Origin of the sequence: Vibrio viridaestus, from assembly GCF_003856525.1 — a bacterium.
GTDB lineage: Bacteria > Pseudomonadota > Gammaproteobacteria > Enterobacterales > Vibrionaceae > Vibrio > Vibrio viridaestus.
In genome coordinates, this window is sequence record NZ_RJVQ01000010.1 from 69,584 (window position 1) to 88,062 (window position 18,479).

Consider the following 18,479-nt stretch of genomic DNA (forward strand, 5'->3'; position numbering starts at 1 on the left):
CGCATGGCGCTTTTTAATTCTGCCCCGGCATCAATCTGCATACTTAGACTATCTGCGATTGGCGATGTCTGTAATGTCGTCGCTGTCGTTCAGTCTATACAGAGGCAATGGCCCACAACAAAAATCACCTGGATAACCGGAAAACTGGAAGCACAGTTGATCGGTGATTTGCCGAATATAGATGTCATCGTGTTCGACAAGAAACAAGGTTGGAAAGCGTACTCCTCGTTATGGTCTCAACTGCGATCGCAGCACTTTGATGCGTTGCTTCACATGCAATACGCTTTTAGAGCTAGCATTGCTACTATTGGGATTAAAGCAAAATATAAACTCGGCTTTGACGCAGCAAGAAGTCAGGATTTTCAAACTTGGTTTACCAATGTCAAGGTTCCTTCACCAAGTGGATTTCATGTTTTAGATGGTTTATTTGCTTTCGCTAAATATCTTGGCGTAGAGGATACAACACCAAAGTGGTCACTTACTTACTCACAAGACGACCTAGTATGGGCTCAACAGTTTTTGCATAAAACGTCACGTAATCTTATTGTCGTTCCGGGTGCCAGTAAAGCCTATAAAAATTGGCATGTAGATGGATATGCTGAGATTATTACATACGTCCAAGAGCTTGGTTGGAATGTAATATTAGCGGGCTCACCAGCAAAAGTAGAGCTGGATTTAGCGCAAGAGATTGAGAGTAAGCTTCAACAGCCCATCACTAACTTAGTCGGCTCAAGCTCACTTAAGCAGATGCTCGCGCTTCTTGCTCACGCCGATCTGGTTCTTGCTCCCGATACGGGTCCAGCTCATATGGCAAACGCGGTAAAAACCCCAGTTATTGGTTTGTACGCACATCATAATCCGAAGCGAACAGGGCCTTATTGTTATCAACGCTACGTAGTTTCTGCGTACGATGACGCCATTAAAGCGGAGACAGGAAAGAACCCTGATGAATTAAGCTGGAGAACACGTGTGAAGGATGAAAAGGCGATGAATCGAATCCAAGCTTCACAAGTCATTCAAGTGTTTAATATGGCGGTCGAAGATTTTAAGTTATCCCCCCAGCCTATCAATAGCGGAGAGAATCAATGAGTCGTCCAAGTTTGGCCGTTGCCTTAATCGTGCGAAATGAATCCAAGCATCTGGCGGCGTGTTTAGATACGGTTAAAGAGTGGGTCGACGAAATCGTTATTCTCGACTCTGGTAGCTCTGATAACACGGAAGAGATTGCCCGTACCTTTACTGATAAGTTTTATACCAATACTCAATGGCCTGGATTTGGGCCGCAAAGAAGACTCGCTCAATCTTATGTCGAATCAGATTACGTTCTTTGGCTAGACGCCGATGAAAGGGTCACGACCGAGTTGAAAAACAGTATCATCGCTGCTTTAGAGCAGAATGAGACGAATACGGTTTATCAAATATCTCGTATGAGTTGGGTTTTTGGTCGTTTTATTCGTCACTGTGGCTGGTATCCTGATCGAGTTTTACGTCTCTATCCAACTCAGCTGACCCAATATAATGATGCACTAGTCCATGAAAAAGTTGAGTTAAACGCCAATATACAAGTCAAAGATCTGTCTGGAGACGCTATCCACTACACTTATGACGATATCCATCATTATTTAGTTAAATCCGCTGGATACGCCAAAGCCTGGGCAGAACAAAGAGAGAAGAAAGGTAAAAAAAGCAGCATAGGTCAGGGATTACTGCACGCGATAGGCTGCTTTATTAAAATGTATATCGTCAAAGCCGGATTTTTAGATGGGAAGCAGGGCTTCTTATTATCACTGCTATCGGCACACTCAACTTTTGTAAAGTATGCCGATTTATGGGTTAGGACAAGTACGTCTTCACCCAAGGATTAACGTCCGTTAATACGTCAGCAACATTCACTTTAGACATGTCTTCCTGCTGATTTTTATCTCCCTCTTTGGGCGGACAGAACGCGATGTGTCTGCCCTGAGAGTTTAATGGCCTCCAGCGCAGAGGCGTTGCCGACCGTTTAGCAGGAAAGAAACCAACAGTAGGCACATCTATAGCCGCAGCGATATGTAGTGGTCCGGTTGAACCTGCAATAAACACACTGGCACATGCGATAGACTTTGCAAAGTCGGGTAAGCCATCGTTTTTATCATAAACAACGGCTCTCTCACCATGCTTGTTAATTAGAGACTGAAGTTCGTAGGCTTTTTCTTCCTCTCCTGGACCGGCAGTCAGAACAACCTCAAAGTCACCCTCAATACCATCTACCAAATTACAGTACTGCTGCAGTGACAAATTATTCGCAGAACCGCCACTACCTGCATGAACATAAATCCAAGGTTTATCGGCGCGAATGCCTAATTGTGCTGATAGCTTGCTGCGCTGGCGCTCTAGCTCAGATAGAGAAAAATTGAGATAAGGTGGTTTAGGCTCCACGATCGCTATCTGATTATCAGATAAAAAAGCTCTCACTAAGTCGAGATTATATTCATATTCTGGCTTTCTTGATTGAGAGCGTTTTTGCTTGATCCTACGGTTATAAAAAACCTGAGCAAATTTTGTCGCTGGCGCCAGACGATATGGAACCTTAGCCTTCCACACCACTAGTGCGTTATAGGTTGTCGAGAAAAAGTTAATTGATGCATCAAATCTCTGGTGACGAATAGTACGAATCATCTCCGCTTGCGCATCTTTACTCCCGTTCTTTGTTGGATCTTCAATAACATCATCGATCCATGGACATAGACGCGCTAACGCAACCGTATATTTAGGGACAAGGGCTGTGATATGACAATCAGGTATGGATGCTTTTAGCATAGCAAAACTTGGCCACGCTAACATAAAGTCACCAATCTTATCATTTCGTACAACAAGTAACTTTTTCATTTCAGACTCGTAAACCGATACAACATCGATATCATACCCGTATCCGTAGGTAATTTTGATCCTTTTTGTTACTATTACAAAAGTTTTGTTGTTTTAAAGAGGTCAACTTGTGAGCCATAAAAAATATTCGCGAGTGATTTACCCAGGGACGTTTGACCCGATGACAAACGGCCATATAGATATCGTAGAACGTGCAGCCTGCATGTTTGATGAAGTCATTATTGCTGTAGCGGCAAGCCCAAGTAAAAACACCATGTTTACCTTGGCAGAACGCGTTCATTTTGCACAAGAAGTAACAAAGCAGTTATCAAACGTATCCGTGCAAGGGTTCTCGGGGTTATTGGTGGATTTTGCCAAACAAGTTGACGCTAACGTTCTGGTACGAGGACTGAGAACAACGATGGATTTCGAGTATGAGTTTGGGCTTACAGCTATGTATCGCAAACTCATGCCGGATTTAGAAAGTGTATTTCTGACGCCAGCAGATGAGTTTGCATTTCTTTCCTCAACAATAGTCAGAGAAGTAGCCATTCACGGTGGAGATGTGAAATCGTTTGTCCCTAAAATCATCGCTGAGGCACTTATAAAGAAAAAAAGAGTCTAGCCGCTTCAGTTCTTAATATTATTTCTGGCAAACTCGGCAAAAAAACGTATTCCGTTGGCCAATTTTCTGTTCGTGGATTAATGCACCACATTCAGGGCAAGGTTCCCCTGCTTTACCGTAAACTCTGAGTTTCTGCGCAAAATAACCGGGTTTACCATCAGCCTGAGCGAAATCCTTAAGCGTTGTTCCACCTTGCTTGATCGAGTAAGCGAGTACTGACTTAATTTCAGAAACAAAAACGGTCCACTCTTCTCGAGTCAAACTACTTGCGGGCCGTGTCGGGAGAATATGAGAAGTAAACAGTGATTCATTCGCGTAAATATTACCGACCCCGACAACATTCTTGTTGTCCATGATGAATTGCTTAATAGCAACACGCTTGCCATTCGCTTTTCCCATAATGTCATCAACATTAAATTCATCACTTAATGGCTCAGGCCCTAAGTTACTTAAAACAGAGTGGTTTTCACCAATAGGCGACCATAGCCATGCTCCAAAGCGGCGTGGGTCGTTATAACGTAATACCTTGCCATTACACATAAACAGATCTACGTGATCGTGTTTTTGTGGCTCTATTGGCGCATCCAAGACCCGAAGTGAACCCGACATCCCTAAGTGGACAATCGCCGTACCGATATCTGTCCTGATGAGCAGATATTTTGCTCGACGTTCAATACTGCGGATAACTTGTCCTTCTAGCTGGTTTAATTCAAAAGGAATATCCCAGCGAAGCTTTGGCGTCCGTACAGCAATTGATTTAACTTGTTCACCAACCAGATACGGGCTAATACCCATACGGCTTACTTCAACTTCTGGTAATTCAGGCATGTTTTTCTCTAATCGTTCTTTTTTGGGAAAAGATAATCTTTATCAACAGAAACCGCAATCCAATCACCTCGCCAGTTTTTAAACAACCAAAATTGAGGTAATTGATACAAGGTTATTCGTTGTGGCTCTTCCTGCTGTTGATACCAAACTTCAACAGATTCTGGAGCGGGTAAACGACTGACTAACGCATTATAGGTATCACTATCTACAATCGTTCCCTGAATCTGAGACCAACGATGAAAAAGCTCCTCTGCTGAAATAGCCAATCTTGGCTCTAATGACCACTGAGATGCTTTTTTTTCTAGAGCCCAATTAGAGCTGTAGACCGCTTTTACCGTGTAGTCAGGACGAAATAAATGAGTGGATGCCTGCTGATCTGGGGGAATCAGATACGTTTTGATAAGTGTAGGTAAGTTGAGAATAACGATAAAAAAAATAATCGATAAAATAAGAATGTTATTCCACTTGCGTCTGTTATATCGCATGACCGCCTCTTATTAAATCACTCTGCTTAAACGTATTATTACCTTAGTCGAAGAATAAGCAATAAAAAAACCCAGCTATAAAGCTGGGTTTTTTACACTGTTACAAAGAAAATCAATTACTTGATTTTAGCTTCTTTGTAGATAACGTGCTTGCGAACTACAGGATCAAATTTCTTGATCTCGAACTTGCCTGGCATGTTACGTTTGTTCTTGTCAGTTGTGTAAAAATGACCAGTACCTGCAGAAGATACTAGACGAATTTTCTCACGAATGCCTTTAGCCATGGTCTTTTCCTCTTAAACTTAAACGTTTTCGCCGCGTGCACGGATATCAGCGATAACAGCATCGATGCCTTTCTTATCGATGATACGCATACCTTTAGCAGTTAGACGTAGTTTAACAAAACGTTTTTCGCTCTCTACCCAGAAACGATGAGTTTGTAGGTTCGGCAGAAAACGACGCTTAGTAGCATTTTTTGCGTGTGAACGGTTGTTACCCGTTACTGGACGCTTACCAGTTACTTGGCATACTCGGGACATGAATGTCTTCTCCAAATCGTTTCAGCTCGATATCAACCTTGGTGGCCGAACCTCTTTACTAATAGAAGAGCAGAGGTTTAAAACCGTTATGGAAAATCCATACAAGGCTATCAAAGGTCGCGCATTATACTAACTTGACGTGCATTGCTCAAGACCCGAACAGATCCTTTTTGCAGATCTTTTGATCTTTTTTATCGCCGAGCTGATTTAGGTTAAAAATTTAGTGGCGGAATAATAGCAGAAATAATGGGCGGAACAAGGAAAACTTACTCCATCCACCCCCTTTCACAAAAAGAAACGATTTCACCATCACCAATAACCAGATGATCGAGGACTCGAATATCAACTAAAGCCAGTGCATCCTTGATTCTTCGGGTGATACGTCGGTCGGCCTGACTGGGTTCGGCAACACCCGAAGGGTGATTATGAGCAAGAATAAGAGCCGCCGCATTATGGTGTAGTGCCTGTCTCACTACCTCTCTTGGATGTACAGAAGCTGAATCTATGGTTCCCTCAAATAAAATTTCACCCTGAATCACTCGATTTTGATTATCTAAATAAAGGACATAAAATGCTTCTCTGGGTCTGTCTCGCAATAAACCAGATAAATAAAGACGAGTTTGTGTTGGGCTACTTAGTGCGTCTCCTCGCTCCAGAGTCTCCATGAGATAACGCTGGGTCATTTCCAGTACCGCTTGCAACTGGACGTATTTCGCTTCTCCCAGCCCTTTATAACGACAAAACTCATTCTTACTGGCTGCAAACAGTTTTCTTAGAGAGCCAAATTCACTTAAAAGGTGACTAGCGAGGCACAAAACGTTCATCTCTTTGGTGCCTGTGCGCAGAAAAATCGCGAGCAGCTCAACATCGGATAACGATTGAGGGCCGTGACTCAGAAGTTTCTCTCTGGGCATAGATTCATTAGGTATCATCTTATCTCTCCTTTTTCGGGAAGAGATCAAACAATAAATTCGTGGCGTAACAACGAGCAAAACTCTAAATTTAGCTTGGGCACAAAGAAGATTAAGTCACTTGCAGCATGCATCTACATATATTCTGCGACTAAGTACTCACTTCGCTGTTATGTCACCACTGCTGTATCTAGAAAAACTTGTGCTAACATAGCAGCAGATATTTTGAGGATAAGAATATGCAGACATTAGCCGGAAAGAAAATTCTTCTCGGGATGAGCGGTGGTATCGCGGCTTATAAGTGTGCAGAACTCACACGTCGCCTTATCGAACGCGGAGCCGAAGTCCATGTTGTCATGACAGAAGCGGCAAAAGAATTCATCACACCTTTAACAATGCAAGCCGTATCGGGACATCAGGTTGCTTCAAGCCTACTCGATCCAGATGCAGAACGCTCAATGAATCACATTGAATTAGCAAAATGGGCTGACTTGGTGTTGCTCGCCCCCGCAACAGCCGACCTTATTGCTCGGGTTGCAGGAGGGTTGGGTAATGACCTATTAACCACATTAGTGCTTGCGACAGATGCACCCGTTGCTGTTGCTCCAGCGATGAACCAGCAAATGTACCGAAATATTGCAACTCAGGAAAATATTGCGACGCTTAGTCGTCGTCAGTTTTCTATCTGGGGACCGGCTTCAGGCGAACAGGCCTGTGGTGATATCGGTCCAGGGAGAATGTTAGAGCCCATGGATTTAGTCCATTGTTGTGAGCAGTTTTTCCAGCCAAAGTCACTCGCAGGAAAGTCTGTTCTTATTACAGCAGGTCCAACACAAGAAGCAATCGATCCGGTTCGCTACATCACCAATCACAGTTCAGGAAAAATGGGCTTTGAGTTAGCACAGGCAGCTTCTAACCTAGGAGCTAAAGTAACCTTAGTCAGTGGCCCAGTGAACTTAAGTACACCATTAGGCGTTCATAGACTGGATATAAAAAGTGCCGCTGAGATGCACTCTAAGGTAATGGAAGTCGCCTCGAATCATGATATTTTTATTAGCTGTGCGGCTGTTGCGGATTATCGACCTGCTGATGTAGCCGAGCAAAAAATCAAGAAAACAGATGACAATGATGAAATGACCCTAAAAATGGTCAAGAATCCCGATATTGTTGCGTCAGTTGCGTCTATGGAAAAAGGCAGACCCTTTACGGTTGGCTTTGCTGCTGAAACGCAAAATGTTGCATCTTATGCAAAAGCAAAATTAGAAAGAAAAAAACTCGACCTTATTTGTGCTAACGATGTATCAGTAGCCGGACAAGGTTTTAACAGCGATTCAAATGCACTCACCGTTTATTGGCCTGATGGAGAGCACGTCTTTCCTCTCACATCAAAAAGCCAGTTAGCACTCGCGTTGATGTCATTTATCGGTGAAAAAATACAATAATAATCAATCATAGCTAAGTCTTTAACATTTGAGTGGAGAAGGACAAAGGAATGAGTGGTACAAAGAAAAGTAACCGCAGGGAAGAAATTCTACAAGCATTAGCCGAAATGCTAGAATCACACGACGGAGCTTCACGTATTACAACGGCTAAGTTGGCAAAACAGGTTGGTGTTTCTGAAGCCGCTCTATATCGACATTTTCCCAGTAAAGCCAGAATGTTCGAAGGACTCATTGAATTTATAGAAGAGACGCTAATGTCGCGCATCAACTATATTCTCAATGAAGAAAAAGATACATTGAATCGCCTAAAAATGGTGATTCAACTGATACTTGCGTTCTCTGAGAGAAATCCCGGGCTGACGCGAATTTTATCAGGTCATGCTTTAATGTTCGAAAATGAGCGCCTTAGAGACAGAATTAACCAATTATATGAACGTATTGAAACATCGTTGCGACAAATCTTACGCGAAAGGAAACTTCGCGAGGGGAAATCTTTTCCTGTTGAAGAAACGATTCTTGCTTCTCAACTCCTTGGTCAGGTGGAGGGTAGCTTGAATCGTTTTGTCCGCTCCGATTTCAAATATCCACCCACAGCGAATTTCGAAGAGTACTGGGCTCTTCTAAGCGCACAAATAAAGTAACTATATGAGTGATTATAAAGTCGGAAAACCAGAGTTTTCTTTCTCTTTGCTGCATCCTAAATATTGGGGCGTCTGGTTTGGGTTCGGTATGTTGGCGCTGATCGTTAACATACTCCCGTACACAGCTTCAATAAAATTAGGGCAGTCGTTGGGCAAATTCGCGATGCGATTTGGTAAAAAACGTCTGCACATTGCACGCCGCAATTTAGAACTATCGTTTCCTGATAAACCAGAAGATGAAATAGAACAACTGTTAGTCGAAAACTTTAAGAATACTGGTGCCGCCTTAATCGAATCTGGTATCGCATGGTTTTGGCCAACATGGCGTTTTCGCCGTATTCTCATTAACAAAGATACTCATGCTCTTGCCATGCATGAGAAACAGAATAAAGGCGTTCTGCTTTGTGCCGTGCATGCTTTCAATCTGGAAATATGTGCGCGAGGCTTTGCTGCGTTGGGCATGTCTGGCTATGGTGTCTATAGACCACACAGTAATGCTGCCTATGAGTTTATTCAGTATCGGGGCAGAAGCCGTGACGGTAATAAACTCGTTTATCGACGCGATCTCAAGAAAATGATTCGGGTATTAAGACAGGGTGAACGTCTATTTTATCTTCCAGATCAGGATTATGGACACAATAAATCGGTTTTTGTCCCTTTCTTTGCCGTTCAGGATGCTTGTACGACAACTGGAACCAGTATCCTCGCGTATGCCAGCAAATGCGCCATCGTTCCTGTTTCCGGATTCCGTAATAACAACGGGAAGTATGAGCTCATGGCTGATGAGTCAATAGAAGAAAACTATCCTCAAAATGACAAAACCGCAGCGGCTGCGTATATGAACAAATACGTAGAAGCAGTTATACTTCGCGCTCCAGAGCAATGGATGTGGCTACACAAGCGCTTCAAATCTCTGCCTGATGGCACACAATCCAACCAACGATATCAATAAATTAAAGGTCTTTATTGAATGAGTTCAGAGCAAGAACAGCCAAAGAAAAATAGTATCGATTCCTATCTACATGACCCTAAATTTGAGTGGTCATTTCTCCATCCTCGTCATTGGGGAATGTGGTTAGGTGTGCTATTTGCCGCCCTCCTCGCCTACATTCCTCCCAAATGGCGTGATGGTTTAGCACGAAGGCTATCGTCGATTATTGTTAATAAAAATGGACGCGTCGTAAGAAGAGCCAGAACGAACCTGGAGTATTGCTTTCCAGAGAAGTCCGAACAGGAACGCGAAGAAATCGTACGTGAAACCTTCGTGAAAGCCGCCCAATACATGCTGGGCTATTCTGAGTTTTTGGTGCGCTCGACCAAGCATAATCAGAATCGAGGCGTAATGATTGGTGAAGAGAACATTATTCCTCTTCTTGATGCTGGCGAAAATGTCATTATTCTTGCACCTCACGCGTGGGCCGTAGACTATCCCGCAGTCATGCTCGCAGCTCGCGGCTATAAAGTAACCACGATAATGAAGCCTCAGCGTAATCCTATCGGGGACTGGTTGATGCATGTGCAACGTATGCAATACGGCGGTCGAATTTTTGCTCGCGATGCTGGCGTAAAGCCATTCGTTCGCTCCATTAAAGATGGGTATATTGGCTACTGGTTACCTGATGAAGACCATGGTCCGCAAAACTCCGTTTTTGTTCCTTTCTTTGCAACTGAGAAAGCAACATTAAAAGGATTTGGCAAGATGGCTCGCTTATCGAAAGCGAAAGTCGTTCCGATCCTCCCAGCGTATAATGACAAAACATCAAAATACGAAGTCCATATTTTACCGGCTCTGGAGAACTTCCCAACCGGAGATGAAGAATTGGATGCTCGTGCAATGAATAAAGCGATAGAAGATCTGCTAACACCACGACCTGAGCAATACATGTGGAATCTGTTTTTGCTGCAAACGCAAAGAGACGGAAAGAAAATCTACAGCTAATAAAAAAGGAAGCCTCGGCTTCCTTTTTTGCTTTCGAATAAACGCATCTATTACAAACTTATACACCGTACTGTTGACGATACGCCTTAACAGCTTCAAGGTGCTCAGACTCATCCCCTTTTTCTTCAAGGTATGTGATGAGGTCCGTCAGACCCACAATCGAAACAATTGAACAGCCAAAGTCACGCTCGACTTCCTGAATAGCCGATAGTTCACCTTTGCCTTTTTCCTGACGATCAATCGCAACCAAGACACCCGCAAGGTCTGCACCATTTGCCTTAATGATTTCCATTGATTCACGAATAGCTGTCCCAGCGGTGATTACATCATCGACCAACATAATACGGCCTTCAAGTGCACTTCCGACTAAGTTACCACCTTCACCATGGTCTTTTGCTTCTTTACGGTTAAAGCAATACGGTGTATCGACACCATGATGATCAGCAAGTGCCACAGCAGTTGTGGTCGCAATCGGAATCCCTTTGTAAGCAGGGCCAAACAACACATCGTAACTAATCGCTGAATCGACTAATGCTGCAGCATAAAAACGGCCTAAACGAGCCAAGTCTCGACCTGTATTAAACAAACCAGCATTAAAAAAATATGGGCTTTTACGGCCTGACTTTAAAGTAAATTCACCAAATTTAAGAACCTGTTTCTCTAGAGCAAATTCTATAAATTCACGCTGGTATGCTTTCATTGACTTTCTCTCTTCCTAAATTAATTGAGCTTGTAGTAACAAAATAATGCTTATAAAAAAATAGCCCCTGAAACAGGAGCTATCCAATCAAGTGATTAACTTTCTAATGCTGCTTTTTGTGCTGCGACAATATCGGTGATACCTTTTTTCGCTGATGACAATAGCGACATTAACTCATCATGCGTGAACGGTTCACCCTCTGCGGTTCCCTGAACTTCAATCAGACGACCGTCTTCGGTCATAACGACGTTCATATCCGTGTCAGCAGCCGAGTCTTCAACGTACTCGAGATCACACAGAATGTCATCGCCCAGAATGCCTACAGATACCGCAGCAACCAAACCTTTCATTGGGTTCTTTTTCAATTTGCCTTCCGCGACAAGCTTATTCAACGCATCCGACAGAGCAACACAGGCACCAGAGATAGACGCCGTACGCGTACCACCATCGGCTTGAATAACATCACAGTCAACCGTTACCATAATTTCACCCATGGCTTCAAGATTGACTACCGCACGCAAGCTACGAGCGATTAAACGTTGGATTTCCATTGTACGACCACCCTGCTTACCACTTGCCGCTTCACGGCGAGTACGAGAGTGCGTAGCGCGAGGTAACATACCATATTCAGCCGTCACCCAGCCTTTTCCCTGACCTTTTAGCCAACGAGGGACATTTTCCTCGACGCTGGCATTACACAGCACTTTAGTATTACCAAACTCCACTAAAACGGAGCCTTCTGCATAAGCGGTGTAATTACGAGTGATTTTTATAGGTCGAACCTGATCGGCAGCACGGTTATTTGGACGCATGACGCTTCTACCTTAAATTGGGTGAACGAATGGATTGGGCGCTGATTATATAAGAAATCGACGCTTGTTCCTAGTTTGAGCCTAAAGCTTACCATTTCATGATATCTCTGTGTCACAAACGTGTTTGAATGGTAACGATTAAGCATCTATCTATGCTAGTATTTCTCTAAGAAAGAGATTGATATTTTTTAACCAAGGATATTTAAATGATTTACAGTATGACGGCGTACGCACGCAAAGAAGTCAAAGCTGATTGGGGTACGGCAATATGGGAAATACGCTCCGTTAACCAACGCTATCTCGAGACTTATTTCCGCCTGCCAGAGCAGTTCCGCGGACTCGAGCCTGTACTTCGTGATCGTTTCCGTCAAAAGCTGGCTCGCGGTAAGGTGGAATGCCATCTTCGTTATGAAGCGAACCCAGCAGCCAAAGGTGAACTCACCATTAATGAGAGACTCGCTCAACAGGTGATTGAAGCAGCAAGCCAAATTATGCACATGACGGGCGAGCTGAGCCGGATAAATCCATTTCAGGTAATGCAATGGCCAGGTGTCATGGAAATTCCTGAACAAGATATCGACTCAATCAATAAAGAACTTTTGACTGCATTTGACGAAGCAATTGAAGATTTCCTCGCGGCTCGTAGCCGTGAAGGCGAAAACATGAAAGCTCTGATTGAACAAAGACTGGAAACCATCACAAACGAAGTCACTAAGGTTCGCTCGATGATGCCAGAGGTTCTCGAGTGGCAACGCAATCGCCTGTTCACAAAATTTGAAGAAGCGAAAGTCGAACTGGATTCAACCCGAGTTGAACAGGAACTGATTCTGCTGGCACAAAAATCCGATGTAGCCGAAGAACTTGACCGCCTTGACAGTCACGTTAAAGAAACACGCAACGTGCTGAAAAAAGGTGGATCAATAGGTCGTCGTCTTGATTTTATGATGCAAGAGTTTAACCGTGAATCTAACACGTTGGCGTCAAAATCAATTAACACCGAGATCACCGCATCAAGCGTTGAACTTAAGGTTCTCATCGAACAGATGCGTGAACAGATCCAGAATATCGAATAATCGATATAGTAAAACGCAATAAAAAATGGCTGCCGATGCAGCCATTTTTTATAGTTTCTACTAAGCGGCCTTAAGCCACTTCTGCGCTGAATCTAGCGTACCACTCTTATCCATTGCCATCAGCATTTTACCCGTTAGCTCAGGATAACCGCTGGTCAACGCTGCAATGACTTTGCCTGACTTGCGGAATAATGCGATAAATTGATCATCCTCCGGCGCACCCGACATTTCAATATCATCCCAGTCTGGAGCGTATCCAATATACTCAAATTTGCGATCGTATTGCTGTGTCCAGAAGAAAGGTGTACTGGTGAACTTCTTGTGCATACCTAACATATTTTCTGCCGCCATTCGCCCATGCTGCTGAGCTAAACGCCAGTGCTCTATATGTACTAGCTTATTTCGGTATGGATACGACGTGATATCCCCTGCTGCATAAACGTTATCAGCCGCCTGAAGATAGCTGTTCACTTTGACTGTTGCATCTTTTTCCAAATCAAAATCATCCAGAAATTCAGTTTCTGGTTTAATCCCTGTAGCCATTAGAACCAAATTAGCTTTGAGATGACTACCATCCTGCAAATCAATACCCGAGATTCGGTTACTCCCTGTGAATCCAGTTACTCTCCCCTCAACAAACTTAATCCCATTTTGTTCATGCATCTGACGGAAGTAAGTACCAATTTTTTCACCGAACAAATGACGAAAAGGAACGGAATCGGGAGCGACTACCGTTATATCAAACTTGTCATTGCGCTGTTTAAGTGATGCGGCCGCCTCAAGAGCAATGAAACTGTTCCCAATAATTGTCAGTTGTTTTGCATTCTCGATATCACTGATCAGATCCTCAACTTGTCCAACATGACGTAGAGTGTGAATACCATCGAGTTCGATACCTGGCATATCAGGCTTGGCTGGTTCGCCCCCCGTTGCAACGAGTAACTGGTCAAAAACCAGAGACTGACCGTCCTGCAGAAATACCGTGTTGTTTTCTGCATCAACATGTTTGACTGCGGCAGATAGTCGGGTTATCTGTGGCTGCTCGGTTGTTTCTGCTGGTAATAGCGAAGTGACATCATCCGTCGACATTTTTCCGGCAGGTACTGCTTTGGTAAGCAATGTTCGGTCGTAAGGTGCTTCTTGCTCTTCATCTACGATCGTTACCTTGCCTTTAAAACCATTATTCAACAATGTTTGCAACGCTGTTGCCCCAGCCGCACCCGAGCCCAAAATTACAAAATGCTGTTGAGCTTCTTTATTATCATTATTCGATTCTACAGTGGGCTGTACTTGGCTGACATCAACATAGATGTCCTCATTTCTGATTTCCAGTGGATACTTTTTAAGGCCTTCTAGTGCAGGTGGCTCACAGACATCAGCAGATTCAATATCAAAGACTGCTTTGTGCCACGGACAGACAAGTTTTCCTTCACACACAGCCCCTTTCTCCATCGGAGCGCCTTTATGAGGACAGTCAGCGCCACACGCGTGAATACTATCATCCAGTTTAATTAGCAAAATATCGGTATCTCCGACAGTCTTGCGTACTGGTTTCTGATCTTCAAGCTCGTTAACTCGGGCTACTCGTTGAAATGTCATGATATCTCTCCTTTGTTGCCAGTGTAAGGATTCGGCTGCAACTACTATTCCAAAAGAAATAATGAGATTAAAAACAAGATGCATATAAGAACACTAAAAAAGAAAAAATAACCTTATAAACATAGAGTTAAACCAAAACGGACATAAGCCAAATATTCAGATATTACTTTTACCTTGGGCTACTAATTGATAGCTCCCACCAGAATATGGCGATTTATCGGCAACTTTTACATTGGTTATCAGAAGCTTTTACAATAGAAAAAGCAGATAGTTAATCCTCCACTTATTCATCCCTTTTAACATCAAACAGGCCTAAATAAATTCATCACTTGATGAAAATTGTGGAATTAACTTCCTGTTATCCCATGTAGAAAGATTCTATATTCATCAAATGAGGAATATTCAATTGATCAGTAGGAATACTCAATGTCTCGACCTAAAGGTGATACACAAACCAGACAGAGCTTATTGGAAGCCGCGAAAACCTGCTTTACTAAACTAGGATATGAAAGAGTATCGACTAGACAGATAGCCCGTATCGCAGGTGTCGATGCGGCGATGATAAGGTATTACTTTGGCTCTAAGGCGGGATTGTTTGAGGCAATGGTACTGGAAACCATTAAGCCCATGCTGGACAAGTTAAAAGAGCGTCATGACCTTTTGACCACCAATGATCCTTTAACTCTCATGCAAACGTATTATCAGGTCATGTCCTCGAACCCCAACCTACCCAAACTCCTTATGCAGGTGATGAACCACGGTGACAGCGATGAGGCTTACCGAATTATAAAAGGGATTTTATCCACCATTCTTTCTCATGCCAGTAATTGGTTTTCTCCACACAACCCTCAGTGGCAATTACGTGATGACGTCAATCCAGAACTGGCACGTTTCAGTATGATCAGTCTGATGGTCTTTCCTCTGATTGCACCACAGCATCTCATTGATCAATTTGGCATCGAACTTTCTGAAGCTAATTTAGAAAAACTCGCGCGACACAATCAGCAAGTTCTACAGCATGGTCTGCTAGCGAGTAAGGAAGATTAATATGAACCGTTACTTTATCTGTATCTTGGCTCTTTTCCTCCTCTCAGGTTGCGGGCAAGAGTCCCATTCGGTTGCGATGGGAACATTGGAGCGTGATACCACAACACTCTCGTCTCCCATCGCTGAGCAAATCACTGCAGTCTGGGTGAAGGAAGGAGAAGCGGTTACAAAAAACCAGGTCCTTATGCAGATAAACCCCACCCATGCACAGTTAAAGGTAAAACAAGCAGAAGCTCAGCTCCAACAGGCTCATTTTGCTCTCAAAGAAAAAGAGAATGGTGCACGCCTCGAAGATAGACAGGCGGCTCAGGCAACTTATGATGCAGCCCGAGCAACAGAGGAAAAGGCAAGGCTGGCGTATCTTCGTATAAAAAAACTTTATCAGGCGAAAACCGTCGGAAAAGCCGAATTAGATAATACTCAAACAGACTATCAACAAAAGCGAGAGTTAACCAAACAGAGTCTCGCTCAGTGGCAAGCATTGCAAAATGGTACCCGTATTGAGCAATTGGAGCAGCTAAAAGCACAAGTGTCATCGGCCGAAGCTGAGCTAGAATTAGCCCAGCAATCATTAGAAGATCTAACCATTAAAGCGCCTTTAGAAGGGACGGTCATTCAGCTTCCCTGGGTAGTAGGAAATAGAGTGAGTGCCAATGAACCTGTCATCAAATTGGAGACGAGTTCAGGAGCGTACGCTCAGATCTATCTTCCTCAAACAGCATTAAGTCGAATCAAATTAGGCGATAAAATCTCTGTTTTTGTGGATGGTTACCCACAGCCTTATGACGGTAAGGTGCAATACATTCGAACTCAGCCAGCCTTTACGCCTTATTATGCTCTAAATGAAAGAGACAGAGCGCGCTTGATGTATCTGACGAAGATAGACCTTCCCTCCGCCAAAATGCTTCCAACAGGTGTCACTCTAGAGGTGAGGTTACCATGATGCCAGAGACAAGCTATGCCATTGAAACCGAGAACCTGACTCGACGATTTGGAGACTATGCAGCGGTTAATCAACTCAACCTTCAAATCACCAAAGGTAGCATTTATGGCTTTCTGGGTCCGAACGGCTGCGGCAAATCAACCACTATCCGTCTATTGACTGGATTGCTTGCACCAACTGAAGGTTCGATATCCGTTTTAGGGCAGCCCCTTCATGGCAATGAAGAAAAACTAAAGCAACGCATAGGCTATATGACGCAAAAGTTCTCTTTGTACGAAAATTTAACCGTGGCAGAAAACCTTCGCTTCGTCAGTGCAGTCTATGGACTGACAGGTCGAAGAAGCCGGCAAAGAATAGATGAACTCATCACGTTATATGAACTTAAAAAACAGCAAAAACAACTCGCAGGTTCGATGAGTGGGGGGCAAAAACAGCGGTTAGCACTAGCCTGTGCAACATTGCATTCTCCCGACTTGTTGTTTCTGGACGAACCCACATCCGCTGTCGACCCAGAAAACCGCCGAGAATTTTGGGAAAGACTTTTTGACTTAAGTGATTCAGGCACCACCATCTTAGTTTCTACCCACTACATGGATGAAGCAGAGCGCTGCCACCAGATAGGAATCCTAGAAAACGGTATTAAGCGGGCGGATGGTTCCCCGGCAGAACTAATGGAGCAGCTAGGAAGTTCAATTATTGAAATCGAGGGGCATGGACTTCGCCAGCTAAAACAAACGTTAACGGCATTGCCAGAGGTGATTTCCGCGGCGCAAATCGGTAGTCGTCTGCGGGTTTTAGTCAAACAATCTATTGTCAATCCAGTGGCGTTTTTACAACCCATGACGGAAGGGTGTCAGTTAATCCCAGCAAGGCCGAGTTTAGAGGATGTGTTTGTCGCTTCTACCGGAGGTCGCCATGTGGGTTAGAATCTATGCCATGCTACTCAAAGAGTTTCGCCAACTCTCCAGAGACAGAATGACATTTGGTATGATTGTGATGATCCCACTGGTGCAGTTACTGTTATTTGGTTACGCCATAAATACCGATGTTCGCCATGTGCCGTCAGCCATTGTTGATTTATCAGATAGCCAGTTAAGCCGCCACTTAATCCAATCTATCGAGGCATCACAATCTGTAGATTTTATCGCCACGTATCCTTCTGTAAAACAAGCAGAAGAAGCTTTACGAGCCGGTGACGTCAAAGCGATTTTCTATATCCCCAGTGATTTTTATCAACGCCTTATTATACACCCGGCGTACACTAACCATCAGGAACGTAATGCACTGATTCAGCCTGTCGCGCAGTGGATCGTTGATGGTTCGGACACTTTGGTTGCAGCGACGATAAAGGGATTACGAACCATGCCTCTGGATGAACTGGCAGGACGTGCAATAGACAAGACGACTCCGAGCTTTTCTATGGTTCCTTACTTCAATCCGGAACAACGCACAGTTATCAATATCGTACCTGGATTATTGGCTGTTATTCTCACAATGACGATGGTTATGTTCACGGCTGCCGCCATTGTTCGTGAGCGAGAGCACGGCAATATGGAATTTTTAATTACCACGCCAATACGTCCATTTGAATTAATGATTGGAAAGATCGTTCCCTTCGTATTGGTCGGGCTGATTCAGGTCACCATTATACTTACAGTAGGACACTTCTTATTTGGTGTACCCATTCGAGGCGGGTTACTTACGCTCCTTTGTGCTGCACTACTGTTTATTTTCGCTAGTCTTACTCTTGGTTTGGTCATTAGTACTATCGCTAAAACCCAGCTCCAGGCTATGCAACTAACGGTTTTTATTTTGTTGCCTTCAATTCTTTTATCTGGATTTATGTTTCCTTACGACGCTATGCCTGAAGCCGCCCAGTGGATTGCCGAATGTTTACCCGCCACTCATTTTATGCGCATGATTCGAGCTGTTGTTTTAAAAGGAGCAACATTAGATATGCTGAGCAGTGATGTCATCTGGCTCAGCCTATTTACTATTGCAGGCGTTATCATTGCTTCATTACGTTTTCATAAGCGCCTAGGGTAAGC

21 protein-coding genes are annotated in these 18,479 nt (G+C 43.7%); 12 read left to right on the plus strand and 9 right to left on the minus strand.

The annotated features are described in order from the left end of the window. The first annotated feature begins 3 nt into the window (after positions 1–3). Complete coding sequence (locus EES38_RS17825; RefSeq protein WP_124938581.1) at positions 4–1,089, plus strand: glycosyltransferase family 9 protein; 1,086 nt, start codon at positions 4–6, stop codon at positions 1,087–1,089. Next, entirely contained in the window at positions 1,086–1,865 is a 780-nt protein-coding gene (locus tag EES38_RS17830; RefSeq protein WP_124938582.1) for a glycosyltransferase family 2 protein, read from the plus strand. The genes EES38_RS17825 and EES38_RS17830 overlap by 4 nt, the downstream gene beginning before the upstream one ends. Here EES38_RS17830 and EES38_RS17835 read toward each other — a convergent pair. Further along, positions 1,834–2,868 (minus strand): glycosyltransferase family 9 protein, encoded by a 1,035-nt coding sequence (locus EES38_RS17835; protein WP_124938583.1) that lies wholly within the window; start codon positions 2,866–2,868, stop codon positions 1,834–1,836. The two genes, EES38_RS17830 and EES38_RS17835, sit on opposite strands and share 32 nt — an antisense overlap. A 109-nt stretch (positions 2,869–2,977) precedes the next feature. Between EES38_RS17835 and coaD the strand changes: the two genes are divergently transcribed. Continuing rightward, positions 2,978–3,472, plus strand: a complete 495-nt coding sequence (coaD, locus tag EES38_RS17840; protein WP_124938584.1) for a pantetheine-phosphate adenylyltransferase — start codon at positions 2,978–2,980, stop codon at positions 3,470–3,472. A gap of 18 nt (positions 3,473–3,490) precedes the next feature. On the opposite strand, the gene mutM is transcribed toward coaD, so the two are convergent. The 5 genes from mutM to radC all read right to left on the minus strand — a co-directional run bounded on the left by mutM (position 3,491) and on the right by radC (position 6,256). Continuing rightward, complete coding sequence (gene mutM, locus EES38_RS17845; RefSeq protein ID WP_124938585.1) at positions 3,491–4,300, minus strand: bifunctional DNA-formamidopyrimidine glycosylase/DNA-(apurinic or apyrimidinic site) lyase; 810 nt, start codon at positions 4,298–4,300, stop codon at positions 3,491–3,493. Between the two features lie 8 nt (positions 4,301–4,308). Continuing rightward, complete coding sequence (locus EES38_RS17850) at positions 4,309–4,785, minus strand: hypothetical protein (RefSeq protein WP_124938586.1); 477 nt, start codon at positions 4,783–4,785, stop codon at positions 4,309–4,311. 116 nt (positions 4,786–4,901) lie between these two features. Further along, the gene (gene rpmG, locus EES38_RS17855; RefSeq protein WP_124938587.1) at positions 4,902–5,069 is read right to left on the minus strand and encodes a 50S ribosomal protein L33; all 168 of its coding nucleotides are present in this window, start codon (positions 5,067–5,069) and stop codon (positions 4,902–4,904) included. Between the two features lie 18 nt (positions 5,070–5,087). After that, entirely contained in the window at positions 5,088–5,324 is a 237-nt protein-coding gene (rpmB, locus tag EES38_RS17860; protein ID WP_124938588.1) for a 50S ribosomal protein L28, read from the minus strand. Between the two features lie 266 nt (positions 5,325–5,590). Beyond that, positions 5,591–6,256, minus strand: coding sequence for a RadC family protein (radC, locus tag EES38_RS17865; protein WP_124938589.1), 666 nt, complete (start codon positions 6,254–6,256; stop codon positions 5,591–5,593). Positions 6,257–6,474: 218 nt separating this feature from the next. On the opposite strand from radC, the gene coaBC reads away from it, so the two are divergent. Genes coaBC through lpxM form a run of 4 tightly spaced genes read left to right on the plus strand, consistent with a single transcriptional unit; the run spans position 6,475 to position 10,257 of the window. Next, positions 6,475–7,677, plus strand: a complete 1,203-nt coding sequence (gene coaBC, locus EES38_RS17870; RefSeq protein ID WP_124938590.1) for a bifunctional phosphopantothenoylcysteine decarboxylase/phosphopantothenate--cysteine ligase CoaBC — start codon at positions 6,475–6,477, stop codon at positions 7,675–7,677. Between the two features lie 50 nt (positions 7,678–7,727). Then, the gene (gene slmA, locus EES38_RS17875; RefSeq protein ID WP_124938591.1) at positions 7,728–8,318 is read left to right on the plus strand and encodes a nucleoid occlusion factor SlmA; all 591 of its coding nucleotides are present in this window, start codon (positions 7,728–7,730) and stop codon (positions 8,316–8,318) included. A gap of 4 nt (positions 8,319–8,322) precedes the next feature. Next, on the plus strand, positions 8,323–9,270 hold the full coding sequence (gene lpxL, locus EES38_RS17880) for an LpxL/LpxP family Kdo(2)-lipid IV(A) lauroyl/palmitoleoyl acyltransferase (protein WP_124938592.1): 948 nt from the start codon (positions 8,323–8,325) through the stop codon (positions 9,268–9,270). Positions 9,271–9,288: 18 nt separating this feature from the next. After that, complete coding sequence (gene lpxM / locus EES38_RS17885; protein WP_124938593.1) at positions 9,289–10,257, plus strand: lauroyl-Kdo(2)-lipid IV(A) myristoyltransferase; 969 nt, start codon at positions 9,289–9,291, stop codon at positions 10,255–10,257. A 58-nt stretch (positions 10,258–10,315) separates the two neighbouring features. Here lpxM and pyrE read toward each other — a convergent pair whose 3' ends face one another. Both pyrE and rph read right to left on the minus strand, forming a co-directional pair. After that, complete coding sequence (pyrE, locus tag EES38_RS17890; protein ID WP_124938594.1) at positions 10,316–10,957, minus strand: orotate phosphoribosyltransferase; 642 nt, start codon at positions 10,955–10,957, stop codon at positions 10,316–10,318. A 95-nt stretch (positions 10,958–11,052) separates the two neighbouring features. Next, on the minus strand, positions 11,053–11,769 hold the full coding sequence (rph, locus tag EES38_RS17895) for a ribonuclease PH (RefSeq protein WP_124938595.1): 717 nt from the start codon (positions 11,767–11,769) through the stop codon (positions 11,053–11,055). A 206-nt stretch (positions 11,770–11,975) separates the two neighbouring features. On the opposite strand from rph, the gene EES38_RS17900 reads away from it, so the two are divergent. Then, on the plus strand, positions 11,976–12,842 hold the full coding sequence (locus tag EES38_RS17900) for a YicC/YloC family endoribonuclease (RefSeq protein ID WP_124938596.1): 867 nt from the start codon (positions 11,976–11,978) through the stop codon (positions 12,840–12,842). 60 nt (positions 12,843–12,902) lie between these two features. On the opposite strand, the gene EES38_RS17905 is transcribed toward EES38_RS17900, so the two are convergent. Beyond that, entirely contained in the window at positions 12,903–14,441 is a 1,539-nt protein-coding gene (locus EES38_RS17905) for an FAD-dependent oxidoreductase (RefSeq protein ID WP_124938597.1), read from the minus strand. A 426-nt stretch (positions 14,442–14,867) separates the two neighbouring features. Here EES38_RS17905 and EES38_RS17910 point away from each other — a divergent pair, with 426 nt between their 5' ends. The 4 genes from EES38_RS17910 to EES38_RS17925 are packed head-to-tail and all read left to right on the plus strand — an operon-like array spanning position 14,868 to position 18,477. Next, positions 14,868–15,488: a TetR/AcrR family transcriptional regulator gene (locus EES38_RS17910; protein WP_124938598.1), complete on the plus strand. Its 621-nt coding sequence runs from the start codon at positions 14,868–14,870 to the stop codon at positions 15,486–15,488. A gap of 1 nt (position 15,489) precedes the next feature. Continuing rightward, positions 15,490–16,431, plus strand: a complete 942-nt coding sequence (locus EES38_RS17915; RefSeq protein ID WP_124938599.1) for an HlyD family secretion protein — start codon at positions 15,490–15,492, stop codon at positions 16,429–16,431. Then, a complete protein-coding gene (locus EES38_RS17920; RefSeq protein ID WP_208020480.1) occupies positions 16,428–17,357 on the plus strand; it encodes an ABC transporter ATP-binding protein in 930 nt (309 codons plus the stop codon). Before EES38_RS17915 ends, EES38_RS17920 begins: the two co-directional genes overlap by 4 nt. Continuing rightward, positions 17,347–18,477, plus strand: a complete 1,131-nt coding sequence (locus EES38_RS17925) for an ABC transporter permease (RefSeq protein ID WP_124938600.1) — start codon at positions 17,347–17,349, stop codon at positions 18,475–18,477. Before EES38_RS17920 ends, EES38_RS17925 begins: the two co-directional genes overlap by 11 nt. The last annotated feature ends 2 nt before the right edge of the window (positions 18,478–18,479 follow it).